Source organism: Streptomyces hebeiensis (assembly GCF_052983195.1).
On sequence record NZ_CM129812.1, the window covers coordinates 5,337,580 to 5,350,596 of the forward strand.

Consider the following 13,017-nt stretch of genomic DNA (forward strand, 5'->3'; position numbering starts at 1 on the left):
GCGGATCCCCTGGTGCGGGTGACGGACCTGACGGTCGAGTTCACCACCGACGAGGGCACGGCGCCGGTACGGGCCGTCGACCGGCTGTCCTTCACGCTGGCCGCCGGCCGGGCGCTCGCCCTGGTCGGGGAGTCCGGCAGCGGCAAGAGCACGGTCGCGAGCGCGCTGCTCGGGCTGCACCGGGGGACCGGCGCGCGCGTCGGCGGCACGGTGCGCGTGGGCGGCACGGACGTGGGCGCCGCCACCGACCGCGAACTGCGCGCCCTGCGGGGCGCGGTGGCCGCGATGGTCTTCCAGGACCCGCTGTCGTCCCTGGACCCGTACTACGCGGTCGGGGACCAGATCGCCGAGGTGTACCGGGTGCACACGGCCGCCACCCGGCGCGCGGCCCGCGCGCGGGCGGTCGAGGTGCTGGACCGGGTGGGCATCCCGGACGCCGCGCGCCGGGCGCACGCCCGGCCGCACGAGTTCAGCGGCGGCATGCGCCAGCGCGCGCTGATCGCGATGGCCCTGGCCTGCGGACCCCGCCTGCTGATCGCCGACGAACCGACCACCGCCCTGGACGTCACGGTCCAGGCCCAGATCCTCGACCTGCTCCACGAACTGCGCCAGGAGACGGGCATGGGGCTGCTGCTGGTGACCCATGACGTCGGGGTCGCGGCGGAGAGCGTGGACGACGTTCTGGTGATGCGGGAGGGACGGGAGGTGGAGCGCGGCCCGGTGGCGGACCTGCTGGGCGCGCCGCGCGAGACGTACACGCGGACGCTGCTGGCGGCGGTGCCCCGGGTGGACGCGCCGCTCACGCGTGGCCCGGTGCCGGCACCGGAGCCGGCGTCGGCGCCGGTGCCCGGGCCGACGAAGACGCCGACGAAGGCGAAGACGCAGCCGCCCGGCCCCGCGCCCGCGCCCGGCCCCGCGCCTTCAGCGGCGTCGGCGGGCGAGGTGCTGCTCGAAGCCGTCGACCTGCGGCGGGAGTTCCGGCGCGGCCGGCGCACCGTCACCGCCGTGGACGGCGTGTCGCTGACCGTACGGCCGGGGGAGACCCTCGGCGTCGTCGGCGAGAGCGGCAGCGGCAAGACCACCCTGGGGCGCATGCTCGTACGGCTGCTGGACCCGACCTCCGGTCGCCTGCGCTACCGGGGTACGGAGATCGGGGCGGCCTCGGAGAGGAAACTGCGGCCCGTCCGGCGTGAGTTGCAGATGGTCTTCCAGGACCCCGCCTCCTCGCTCAACCCGAGGCGCTCCGTCGGCGAGTCCGTCGCCGACCCGCTGCGGGCCGCCGGGGCGCTGGACGAGACGCGGATCGTCCGGCGCGTACGGGAGTTGCTGGAACGGGTCGGTCTCGACCCCGACCGGTACGACCGGTATCCGCACGAGTTCAGCGGTGGCCAGCGGCAGCGGATCGGGATCGCGCGGGCGCTCGCGGCCGAGCCCCGGCTGATCGTCTGCGACGAGCCCGTGTCCGCGCTGGACGTGACGACACAGGCCCAGGTCACCGCCCTCCTGGCGGAGCTCCAGCGGGAACTGGGGCTCGCCCTCGTCTTCATCGCCCACGATCTCGCCGTCGTACGGCAGGTCAGCGACCGGGTTGCCGTGATGCGGGGCGGACGGATCGTGGAGCAGGGGACGGTGGCGCAGGTGTACGGGGCGCCCGCCGACCCGTACACACGCCGGCTGCTCGCGGCGGTGCCGGTGCTCGATCCGGCGCACGCGGCGGCGCGGCGCTCGGCCCGCGGCGAACTGCCCCGGGAGATGGCCGCGGTCTGACGCCTGATGACCTGACCGTTCCGTAGCGCGACAAACGCGCCCGGTCCGGGAAAGTTACGTGCTTTCACCCCTTCCGGTGGCGCGACGGACAACCGTCCGTCGCGCCACCGCTGTATCCGCATACGGTCGTCCCGCTGTTGGTCGTCGGACCAACGACGGCCGTTCACATGGGAGATCGGGGGTGCGCGCGTGCGGACCGGACTGCTCACGGACAGTGGGTGTTCATTCGCGAAGAGTGACTCCGGGCTCCGGTGTCACCGGCTTGTGCGCGGGCTCGCGCCCGCGGGCGCGAGCCCGCGGAGGTGGTGCCGCGGTGTCGCCCCCCCCGTGTCCGGTGGCGGTGGCACGGCCCCACCCGGCCCGTCGGCCACCACACTTCCGCGCGGTGCCCGGGGCCAAACGCTTCTGCGCGGTGCCCGGGAGAGCGGGCGCCCCGGGTGGCGGGGCTGCCCCGGGCGGCGCCCGCTCTCCCGAACGGACCACCGCGTCCGGGTCCGCCGCACCCGGGCCGCCGCGTCCGGACCCCTCGGTGTCCCCGCCGTCACCTCCGGCACCGTTCCCAGGACCCCGCGCACACCTGAACACACCCGAAACCTGACAAGGAGAACGACACAGATGAACCCGCCCACCCCGGCACCGGCCTCCCGGCCGGTCCGCCGGCGGCTCCACGCCCGTCCGCACGGAAGGGCCGCACGATGAGGGTCCTCCTGCTCGGTGCCAACGGTTTCCTCGGCCGCTTCGTGGCCGACCGGCTGCTCGCCGACCCCGCCGTGCACCTCACCGCGCTCGGCCGCGGCGACGACGCCGACGTACGGTTCGACCTCGCGAGCGGCAGCCCCGGCGCGCTCACCCGCTTCCTGGACGCCGTCCACCCCGGGGTCGTCATCAACTGCGCCGGGGCCACCCGCGGCGGCGCGCGCGACCTGACCCGGCACAACACGGTCGCCGTCGCCACCGTCTGCGAGGCGCTGCGCCGCAGCGGCTGCGGCGCCCGGCTCGTCCAGCTCGGCTGCTCCTCCGAGTACGGCCCGTCCCAGCACGGCTCCTCGACCGCCGAGGACGCCGTACCGCGCCCCGGCGGTCCGTACGGCGTCAGCAAGCTCGCCGCCTCCGAGCTCGTCCTGGGCTCCGGTCTCGACGCCCTGGTCCTGCGCGTGTTCTCGCCCGTGGGCCCCGGCACCCCCGCCGGGTCCCCGCTCGGCCGGCTCGCCGAGGCCATGCGCCGCGCCATGCAGTCGGGCGACGGGGAGCTGAAGCTGGGCGGGCTCGGCGTGCAGCGCGATTTCGTGGACGTGCGCGACGTGGCGCGCGCCGTGCACGCCGCCTCCCTCTCCGCCGCCCAGGGCATCGTCAACATCGGCAGCGGACGGGCGGTACGGCTCCGGGACGCCGCCGCCGTGCTGGCGCGCGTCGCCGGCTACGCGGGCGCGCTGCACGAGATCGACCTGCCCTCCGGCCCGCTCAGGCCCGGCCACGTGCCCGGGCACGGCCACGCGTCCGGCCATGCCGCCATCGGCGCCCCGCGCGGCGAGTCCGTGGCGGAGCAGCTGGCGGCGGGCCCCTTCCCGTACCCCGACGGCTGCGGCGGCTGGCAGCAGGCGGACGTCCGCACCGCCCGGGACCGGCTGGGCTGGCGGCCCCGGATCAACCTGGAGGAGTCCCTGGCCGACATCTGGATGGAGGCCGCGTGCCGCATCTGACGAGCACGGGCGTCCGGCTCTCCGCCACGGAGGAGAGCCGGCTCGGCTTCGGCGTACCGGGATACGCGCACCCTCTGCTCGCTCCGGCCGAATGGGCCGAACTGACCCGGCCGGGCACGCCGCTGCACTGGGCCGTTCTCAATGTGGCGGACGGTCCCGGCGCCTGCCCCGACCCGCACTGTCTGGAGGCGGTGGGCCGGCTCGCCAACGCGGGCGCGCGGGTGCTCGGACATCTGGACCTCGCGTACGGGACCCGGCCCCTGGGGGAGCTGGTCGCCGACGCCCAGCGCCATCTGGACTGGTACCGGGTCGGCGGCTTCTACCTGGACCGCTGCCCCGCCGGGCGGGACGGGCTCGACGGGGTGCGCAGGACGGCGGAGGTGCTGACCACCCTGCGCCCGGCGAACGCGGCGCGGTGGCCGGCCGCCTTCCCGGCCGACGCGCCGGACGCGGGCCCGGGCCCCGTCCCGGACGGTGCCGCGGACACCGCCCCGGAGGCCGCCCGGGGCGCCGCGTCGGACCCGGCGGTCGCCGTGCGGCAGGTCAACGCCGTACGGCGGGCGGGGGCACGGCGGCCGTACCTCGTCCTCGGCCACGGGACCCATCCGTACCCCGGCTACGCCGAGACCGCCGACCAGCTCGTGACCTTCTCCGGTCCCTGGGCGGACTACCGCTGGTCCCAGGCGGCCGAGTGGACCGCCGCCCATCCGCCCGAGCGCTTCGTCCATCTCGTCCACGGGATACCGCGCCACCATCTGGAGGAGGCGATGCGGATCGCCCGCTGGCAGGGCGCGGGCACGATCTTCTTCACCGACCGTGAGGACCGGACGGGGCAGAACAGCTCATTCGAGACGCTGCCCGGCTTCTGGGACGAAATTGTCTCGCGCCTCGGACCGGGTGTCTCGGAATGAGAAGGGCCGTGGCAGTGTTACAGGGAACGCACCATCCGTATCGAATGACCGACCAACCCCTGTTGAGGTCCCTGTGTCGCTGCCACCCCTGGTCGAGCCCGCTGCCGAGCTCACCGTCGACGAGGTCCGCAGGTACTCCCGTCATCTGATCATCCCGGACGTGGGGATGGACGGGCAGAAGCGGCTGAAGAACGCGAAAGTGCTGTGCGTGGGTGCCGGCGGGCTGGGTTCCCCGGCGCTGATGTACCTGGCCGCGGCCGGTGTCGGCACGCTCGGCATCGTGGAGTTCGACGAGGTGGACGAGTCGAACCTCCAGCGCCAGATCATCCACAGCCAGTCCGACATCGGCCGGTCGAAGGCCGAGTCGGCGCGGGACTCGGTACTCGGCATCAACCCGTACGTGAACGTGATCCTTCACGAGGAACGGCTCGAGGCCGAGAACGTGATGGACATCTTCGCGCAGTACGACCTGATCGTGGACGGCACGGACAACTTCGCCACCCGCTATCTGGTCAACGACGCCTGTGTCCTGCTCAACAAGCCCTACGTCTGGGGCTCGATCTACCGCTTCGACGGCCAGGCCAGCGTCTTCTGGTCCGAGCACGGCCCCTGCTACCGCTGCCTGTACCCGGAGCCGCCGCCCCCGGGCATGGTCCCCTCCTGCGCCGAGGGAGGGGTGCTGGGCGTGCTGTGCGCGTCCATCGGCTCCATCCAGGTCACCGAGGCGATCAAGGTCCTGGCGGGCGTCGGCGAGCCGCTGGTCGGCCGGCTGATGATCTACGACGCCCTGGAGATGCAGTACCGCCAGGTCAAGGTCCGCAAGGACCCCGACTGCGCGGTCTGCGGCGAGAACCCCACGGTCACCGAGCTGATCGACTACGAGGCGTTCTGCGGCGTCGTCTCGGAGGAGGCCCAGGAGGCCGCGGCCGGATCGACGATCACGCCCAAGCAGCTCAAGGCGTGGATCGACGACAAGGAGAACATCGAGATCATCGATGTCCGGGAGCCGAACGAGTACGAGATCGTCTCGATCCCCGGCGCGAAGCTGATCCCGAAGAACGAGTTCCTGATGGGCTCGGCCCTTGGTTCACTGCCGCAGGACAAGAAGATCGTCCTGCATTGCAAGACGGGTGTCCGCAGTGCGGAAGTCCTCGCGGTGCTCAAGTCGGCGGGCTTCGCGGACGCGGTACACGTCGGCGGCGGTGTGATCGGCTGGGTCAACCAGATCGAGCCGGACAAGCCGGTCTACTGAGCACGGGTCTCGCTGACCAGCGGGACTGACGAAGCCCACGGCTCTGACCAGGTCGGATGCCGTGGGCTTCTGTCGTTGTCGGTTGGCGTCGGCTGGGCGGACGGTACCTAACGCGCATAAATGGGTTCAATAGATCAAAATGGTCGAAACATGTGCCAAATCGCGGAGGCGTGGCGATGCGCGGCAATGCCGAGAACGACGAGGGCTCCGTCGAGGACTACGACGACGAACACGGTGACGAACTCGACACCGGGAACAGTGACGAGTACGCCAATCCCGAGGCCTATGACGAGGAGGACGCAGCCGGTGCGAGCCCTGACGTCTTCCTCGACGTTCCGATCCTGAAGGTCGACGAGATCGACCTGGACGTCGAGGATCTGCGGGCGCACGTCTCGCTGCAGGCCGAGGTGCTGGATCTGCTCAAACTGAATGTGGGCGCCGACGTCTCGCTCGGCCAGGTGCACCTGGGCATCTCGGGCGTCGAGGCACAGGCCCAGCTCAAGGTGCGTCTCCACCACGTCGCGAAGATCATCGACCGCGTGCTCACCACGCTCGACCGCAACCCGGAGATCCTGCACGAGCTGGCGCGTGGAATCGGGTCCGCCGTGCAAGATGTCGGCAGCGGGGCCAGTCAGGCCGTGGGGGAGCTGGGTACGGGTGCCGGAAGGGCCGTCCAGGAGGTCGGCTACGGCGCCGGAGCCGCCGTACAGGATGTCGGTCAGGGAGCCGGGAGGGCCGTTCAGGACGTGGGCGGTGGTGCCGGGCGCGCGGTGGAGGACATCGGCCATGAGACGAGCCGGACCGTCGGAAGCGCCGGTGAGGCGGTGGGGAGCACCGCCGAAAGCGTGGCCGGACAGGCCACGGGTGTGACGAAAGCGGCAGGCGAGACGGTACGGGGCGGCGGCCACGCCGTTGCGGGCGCTGCTGAGACGGCGAACGCCACCGTTGAACGGACCGAGCCGGCCGAGCCGCGTGCGGCGCGCAAGGGCGCGGAGGGAGAGCGGGGCCGGGGCGGCGGGAGTCAAGGCGGCACCCGCACGCGCCGGGTGCGCGGAGAGGACGGGAAGCTGCCGCCAAGGTCCCATCGCCTACGTACCGCCAGGGAGTCGGAGGAGCCGCCCTGAACGCGAGGGGCGGGAGCTGGGAGCCCGGTGGGGGACATCTTGTTCCGGTCGACGGTCCACGCCGAACGGCTCTGCTTCACACAGGAACCCCAGGCAGTCGTCCGCTTCCCCGGCACCGGGAAGCGAGAGTCGACGAGCCACAGCGACCGCACCCACCTACCGGACTCGGTCACCCCCGGTCAGGAATACCAGGACGTCACGGTCGCCTACTGCTTTGCGACCCGGCTCACCAGGGAACCGGAGGCCGGGCGGAGCGGTGACGACGACACGGACGGGTGATTCGCGGTACCAAACGGTCGCGGAGTCGGCACCATGGTGATTTCCGCTTCGGGCGGGATCGGACGGTGGTGGAACCAGAGTCGGAGGAGGTCCGGGAGGGCCGTCAGCGGCAGACCGTGCCCGCCGCCGGCACCTTGCCGTTCAGCAGGTAGTCGTTCACCGTCCGCTGCACGCACGGGTTTCCGCTGTCGTACGCGCCGTGGCCCTGGCCCTTGTACGTGAGCTCGACCCCCACCCCCTTGCCCAGCGCGTTCGCCATCGCCCTGGCGCCCGCGTAAGGGGTGGCCGGGTCGCCGGTGTTGCCGATGACCAGGATCGGGGCCGCGCCCGGCGCGTGGACGTCCGGTGTCCTCCACTGGCCGGGCACCGGCCAGTGCGAACAGCCCAGCAGCCCCCAGCCCAGGAAGTCCCCGAAGACGGGCGACGCCCTGCGGAACTCCGGGAGCTTCGCCCGGGTCTCGGCGAGCGTGTAACGCTCCTTGGAATCGACGCAGTTGATGGCCGCGTTGGCCGCCTGCACGTTGCTGTACTGGCCCTTCTCGTTCCGTCCGTTCATCGAGTCGGAGAGCGCCAGCAGCAGTGCGCCGTTGCCGCCGTCCGCCTCGTCGATGCCCTGCTCCAACAACGGCCAGAACTCCTTCGAGTACAGCGCCTGGGCCATGCCGTTGGTCGCCTGCGGCTCGGTCAACTGGCGCGCGCCGATGCCCGCGACGGGCTGCTTGTCGAGCCTCTTCTGCAACCGGGTGATGAACGACTCGACCTCCTGCGGGGTGCTGCCGGGCAGCTTGCAGGCCGAGCCGCGCGCGATGCAGTCCTTCGCGAAGTTGTCCAGCGCGAGCTGGAAGCCCTTCGTCTGGCCGAGCGAACCCTGCTCGGAGTCCTGCGTCGGGTCGACCACGGCGTCGAAGACGGCCCGGCCGACGGACTTCGGGTACAGGTGCGCGTACACGCCGCCCAGCTCCGTACCGTACGAGATCCCGAAGTAGTGGAGCTTGTCGTCGCCCAGGACCCGGCGCATCAGCTCCATGTCACGGGCGGCGTTCTGGGTACCGACGTAGGGCAGCTCCGGGCCCGAACGCCGTTCGCAGGCCGCGGCGTAGCTCTTGAGGCTGTTGACGTACGACGCCTCCTCGGCGGGGGTGTCGGGGGTGGAGTCCTGCGCGTAGAACGCGTCGAGCCGCTTGTTCGTCTCGCACTCCACGGGTCTGCTGCGGCCCACCCCGCGCGGGTCGAAGCTGACCAGGTCGTAGCGCGAGCGCAGCTTCTCGTAGTCGTTCGCGAAGGACGGCAGACCGGTGACGCCGGAGCCGCCGGGGCCGCCGAAGTTGAAGACGAGCGAGCCGATCCGCCTGAACTGGTCGCGGGCCCTGGCCCGGATGAGGGCCAGACCGACCGTGTCGCCGTGCGGCTTGGCGTAGTCGAGCGGGACCTTCATCGTGGCGCACTCCCAGCTTCCGCCGCCGGGCAGCGGGGACGGCGAGGGGCCCCCGCCCTCGGCGACCGAGGGGGCCGGGCACGCCGTCCACTCCAGCCGCTGGGACGCCAGGTCGGAGGGCGTGTCCCGGACGTTCACGTTCCCGCCGGCCGGGTTCTCGCCCGAGTCCGCGCCGCCGGAGCAGCCGACGGCGGTCAGCAGGGCGGCGGCGGTGGCGGTGGACACGGCGGCGAGGAGGGTGCCGCGCCGGGCGGGGAAGGACGTCGGCAGGGTCGGCATGGCCCCATCGTGCGCCCCGACGGCACACGCCGCGCGGGGCCGCGGTCCATGCGGGTGGCGCGGGGCGGCCCGGGGGCGCCCCGCGCCGGCACACGTCCGGTTCAGGTGCGCCGCGCGCGCCGCGAGGAGTTCGCCCGCCCCGCCGCGCCGGCGGAACGCACCCCGCCGGTGGAACACACCTCGCCGGTGGCACGTACCGCGCCGGCGGAACGCACCCCGCCGGTGGAACACACCTCGCCGGTGGCACGTACCGCGCCGGTGGAGCGCGCCGTGCCGTTCCGCGCTACAGCGCGCCCTTGCGCGTCAGGTGATTGAAACTCAGCCACCCCGGCAGCACCGGCAGCCACAGCGTCAGCAGCCGGTACAGCAGCACCGCGGGCGCCGCCACCTCCTTCGGCAGGCCCACCGCGAGCAGACCCAGCGTCAGCGCGCCCTCGACCGCGCCCACCCCGCCCGGCGTCGGCGCCGCCGAGCCCAGCGCGTTGCCGGCGAGGAAGACGACCGCGATGCTCGCGTAGCTGAGCTGCTGGTTGCCGTTGTCGAACGCCCGGATCGAGGCGTCCAGGCACATCACGAACACGCCCGTCAGCAGCAGCATCCCGCCGATGCCGGTGAGCAGCTTCCCCGGCCGCTGGAGCACGTCGAGCATGCGCGGCACCACTCCCGCGAACAGCGACCGCAGCCGCGTCACCACGAACTTCCGCAGGAAGGGGATCGCGGTCACCACGAGCACCAGCACCGCGACCGTCAGCAGCCCGGCGATCACCGTCCGGGACGGGGTGAGGGACGCCGTCTTCTCCGTACCGGTGAGGTAGCCGAACGCCAGCAGGAGCAGGATGTGCGCCCCGAGGCTGAACAGCTGAGACGCGCCCACGCTCGCCACCGCGAGCCCCGGTCGCACCCCCGCGCGCTGGAGGAACCGGGTGTTCAGCGCCACCCCGCCGACCGCCGCCGGGGCGACGATCTTGACGAAGGACCCGGCGACCTGCGCGAGCACGGTCCGCCCGAAGGACACCCGCTCCGGTACGAAGCCCAGCAGGCTCATCGCCGCCGCCACATAGCTGAGCGCCGAGAAGGCCACGGCCGCGGCCACCCAGCCCCAGGACGCGTCGCTGATGACCGTGCCGAAGTCGACCTGGGTGATCTGCGTGAGCAGGAAGTACGCGGCGACGGCCCCGGCGATGAAGCTGACGAGCGTACGGGGCTTGATGCGCTCCAGCCGGACCGGTTCGACCGGGGCCTGCGGCCTGATCAGCAGCACCTGCTTGCGCATCTGGGAGAGCAGGTCCTCCTCGCGCGCCTCGTCCAGGGCCTCGTCTATGGCCCGCTTCTCGGCCTGCTTCTCCGCCCGGAGGGACTTGCGCACGGCCTTGCGGTCGCCGTCGGACGCGGCGGCCTCCGCGAGCTTGGCCCGCTTGTTCGTCTCGGACGCGGTGAGCACCGCCTCGCGCTCCCGCTGCGACCGTTCCCTGGCGAGCCGGCGGAGCGTCGCCCGGGTGGTGCGGCTCAGCGCGATCGGCTGGAGCAGCGGCAGGGCGTCCGCGACGGCGTCGGGGCCGAGCACCTCCACCGCGGCGGCCACCGAGCGCTCCGCGCCCACCCGCAGGCCGATCGTGGTGAGCAACTGGGCGGTGTCCATCCGCAGGACCAGGTCGCCCGCCGCGATCTCGCCGCCGCGCAGCTCCGTGAGGATCACGGTGCCCGACCGGTCCACGGCGAGCGCGTCACCCGTCAGGCTGCGGTGCGCGATCCGCCGTGACTGGAGGGCTCCCAGCTGGCGCCAGGCGTTGCGCACCAGGTCGTCGGTGATCTCCTCGTCCGCCAGCGAGTCCAGGGACCGGGCGCCCAGGTGCTCGTAGACGAGCATCACGGCGTCGGGCCCCAGCTCGGAGGTGGCGATCAGCTTGGGCGCGTTGGCGCCGGCGGCGATGGCCGCGTAGGCGAGGAGCGCTTCCTGCTCCAGGGCCTGGCGCAGGGACGGGATGGAGCGGCGGGTGGTGATGGTGCGCAGCGTCAGCCGGCGCCAGACCCGGTAGAAGAAGCCCTGCGCCTGCTGCTCGCGGTCGACGACGGTGACGTCGAGCGGCGGCCCGTCCTCCAGGGTGACCAGGTAGCGCCGGCCCCGGTCGCCCTGGTCGGTGGCGTCGCCCCCGGTGTCCTCGGCGCGCATGGCGCTGACCGGGCGGAAACCGACATGGCGCAGACCCGCCATCAACGTCTGCCCTGTGGGCCGCACGTTGGGCGAGCCGACCGTATAGAGCGTGCCGTACGCGACGGTCCAGCCGATCAGTACGGTCAGCATGATCGAGAACGGCGTGGTGTACCCGGCGACGAGCATGGCGAAGGCGTCGAGCAGCAGCACCACCCACAGCACCACGCGCCAGCGGGGTCTGCGGGCCATCCCCACGGCCGTCATGTAGGCGATGACGGGCGCGAGGTAGCCGTGGACGGGATCGGTCAGCCCGCCCCCGCCGGCCTGCGGCCGGGTCAGGGCGTCCTGGATCGGCCCTGGGGCGGCCCTGGCGACCCAGAGGTCGGTCGCGAGCGTCACCCCGTGGGCCAGTACGGCGGCGAGCACCCCGTCCGCGATGCGCAGCCCGTCGCGCTTGATCAGCCGCTCGATGGCGAAGGCGACCGGGACGAGCAGGACGGCGATGCTGGAGACCAGGCCGGCCAGTTTGACCATGAGGTCGGGGGTCTGCTCGGTGCCCTTGCTGATGTCCTGCTCGAGGCCCGAGGTGGTGCCGTGGGCGAAGGCGGAGAGGCCGAGGACCAGCGCGATGGCCAGGACACCGATGAGCAGGCGCAGGAGGTCGGAGGGGCGGTGGACGCGGGCGGCGAGGAGAGGTTCGTCACCGGAGACCCGGTCGGCGCGGGTGGCGCCGCCGTCCGGCGGACCGGGAGGCGTGCCGGGGGGCGTGCCGTCCGGCGGGCCGTGCGGAGGGCCGTCAGGGGGGCCGTGGGGCGGGCCGCTCCGTGGGGTCTCGCGCCGGGCGTGCCGCGAGGAGTCCCGCGGACCGTTCGGAGAGTCGTTCGACAGGTCGTTCCGCGGGGCGTCGCGTGGGGCGTGGTGTGCGTCGTCCGGCGGGCCGTCCCGGTGTCCGTCCCGCGGATCGTCGGGCGCGACGGGCGCGTGCCCGTGCGCTCTGTCCTCCGGCACGGCGCGCGGCGCGGTCTCTCCTGCCGTTTCCCCTGCCGTTTCCCCTGGTGTGCCGGGACCTGTGTCCGGGCGCGATTCAGCGCCAGAGGTACCCGCCGCCGTCGATGGCCGCACGGCCCGCTCCTCCGCCGAATCCGTCTCTTCTTGGTCTCGTATCACCAGTCACCGCCCGGATGATGGTGGCATGCGCCGCTGACAGAGGCGGGCATCAGGGTGCGTTGCGGGGAAACGGGGCAGGGGAGATCCATCCCTTCGCGGGTGCCCGCGGCGACGGCCGTCGCGCGGGACCGCCCCGCCGTCGGCGCCGTGGGCGGCTGTCGGTGGCGTGCGGCAGGATGGACCGGATGACGAACGACGAACCGGCCGGGGGGCCGGTGGACGGGGACCCGCACCGGCTGCCCGAGTACGCGGAGCGGGTTCTGGACGTCGCCGAACTGATCCCGCCCGGCCGGGTGATGACGTACGGCGATGTCGCGGAGTGGCTCGGCGAGGGCGGACCGCGCCAGGTGGGCCGGGCCATGGCGCTGTACGGCGGGGCCGTGCCCTGGTGGCGTGTGGTGCGGTCCGACGGTGTGCTCCTGCCCGGCCACGAGCTGCGGGCCCTGGACCACTACCGGGAGGAGGCCACACCGCTGCGTGAGACGCCGCGCGCCGCACAGGGGCACCTGCCGCGCCTGGACATGAGGCGGGCGCGGTGGGACGGCACGGACGCGGGCGATATGGCTCACATATGACAGCTTCGGCCATCGGAAGGCGGGACGGGAGATCCGGTGTCCCCGCCGGGGCGGGTACGGACCCGACACCGTACGGAACACGCCAGGACAGCCCGGGGGCGTACGGCCCGGACCACGCGACGAGGCGCGCGCCGCGCCCGGCGGCGCCCGCAGCGGGCCGCCCGCCGACACGCGCGCCGCGGCGCGCACGGACCCGCGCGGTGCGCCGGGCGCTCGCCACGGTGACGAGTGGCGACGAGGCGAGTGGCGCGGGACGCGCCCCGGGCCGCGGACTGGAACGGCGACCGGAACCGGTTCCCCGCCCATGGCTGTGTGATCGGCCACGGCGCGCCGGTGCCATGAGCGCGTAGCGTCGCCGACGGCGGCCACCGGCGTT

General features: G+C 73.2%; 9 protein-coding genes. 7 read left to right on the plus strand and 2 right to left on the minus strand.

The annotated features are described in order from the left end of the window. The first annotated feature begins 12 nt into the window (after window positions 1-12). The 6 genes from ACU6P3_RS23000 (at window position 13) to ACU6P3_RS23025 (ending at window position 7,033) form a co-directional block, all read left to right on the plus strand. Window positions 13-1,767, plus strand: coding sequence for a dipeptide ABC transporter ATP-binding protein (locus ACU6P3_RS23000; RefSeq protein WP_447198025.1), 1,755 nt, complete (start codon window positions 13-15; stop codon window positions 1,765-1,767). A gap of 695 nt (window positions 1,768-2,462) precedes the next feature. Next, a complete protein-coding gene (locus ACU6P3_RS23005) occupies window positions 2,463-3,467 on the plus strand; it encodes an SDR family oxidoreductase (RefSeq protein WP_447193919.1) in 1,005 nt (334 codons plus the stop codon). After that, window positions 3,455-4,378: a spherulation-specific family 4 protein gene (locus ACU6P3_RS23010; RefSeq protein WP_447193920.1), complete on the plus strand. Its 924-nt coding sequence runs from the start codon at window positions 3,455-3,457 to the stop codon at window positions 4,376-4,378. The genes ACU6P3_RS23005 and ACU6P3_RS23010 overlap by 13 nt, the downstream gene beginning before the upstream one ends. A 73-nt stretch (window positions 4,379-4,451) precedes the next feature. After that, a complete protein-coding gene (gene moeZ, locus ACU6P3_RS23015; RefSeq protein ID WP_447193921.1) occupies window positions 4,452-5,630 on the plus strand; it encodes an adenylyltransferase/sulfurtransferase MoeZ in 1,179 nt (392 codons plus the stop codon). A 176-nt stretch (window positions 5,631-5,806) separates the two neighbouring features. After that, complete coding sequence (locus ACU6P3_RS23020) at window positions 5,807-6,754, plus strand: hypothetical protein (protein WP_447193922.1); 948 nt, start codon at window positions 5,807-5,809, stop codon at window positions 6,752-6,754. A gap of 27 nt (window positions 6,755-6,781) precedes the next feature. Beyond that, complete coding sequence (locus ACU6P3_RS23025) at window positions 6,782-7,033, plus strand: hypothetical protein (RefSeq protein ID WP_447193923.1); 252 nt, start codon at window positions 6,782-6,784, stop codon at window positions 7,031-7,033. A 103-nt stretch (window positions 7,034-7,136) separates the two neighbouring features. Here ACU6P3_RS23025 and ACU6P3_RS23030 read toward each other — a convergent pair whose 3' ends face one another. Beyond that, on the minus strand, window positions 7,137-8,747 hold the full coding sequence (locus ACU6P3_RS23030) for an alpha/beta hydrolase (RefSeq protein ID WP_447193924.1): 1,611 nt from the start codon (window positions 8,745-8,747) through the stop codon (window positions 7,137-7,139). A gap of 283 nt (window positions 8,748-9,030) precedes the next feature. Further along, complete coding sequence (locus tag ACU6P3_RS23035; protein WP_447193925.1) at window positions 9,031-12,066, minus strand: lysylphosphatidylglycerol synthase domain-containing protein; 3,036 nt, start codon at window positions 12,064-12,066, stop codon at window positions 9,031-9,033. 185 nt (window positions 12,067-12,251) lie between these two features. Between ACU6P3_RS23035 and ACU6P3_RS23040 the strand changes: the two genes are divergently transcribed. Continuing rightward, the gene (locus tag ACU6P3_RS23040; RefSeq protein WP_447193926.1) at window positions 12,252-12,641 is read left to right on the plus strand and encodes an MGMT family protein; all 390 of its coding nucleotides are present in this window, start codon (window positions 12,252-12,254) and stop codon (window positions 12,639-12,641) included. The last annotated feature ends 376 nt before the right edge of the window (window positions 12,642-13,017 follow it).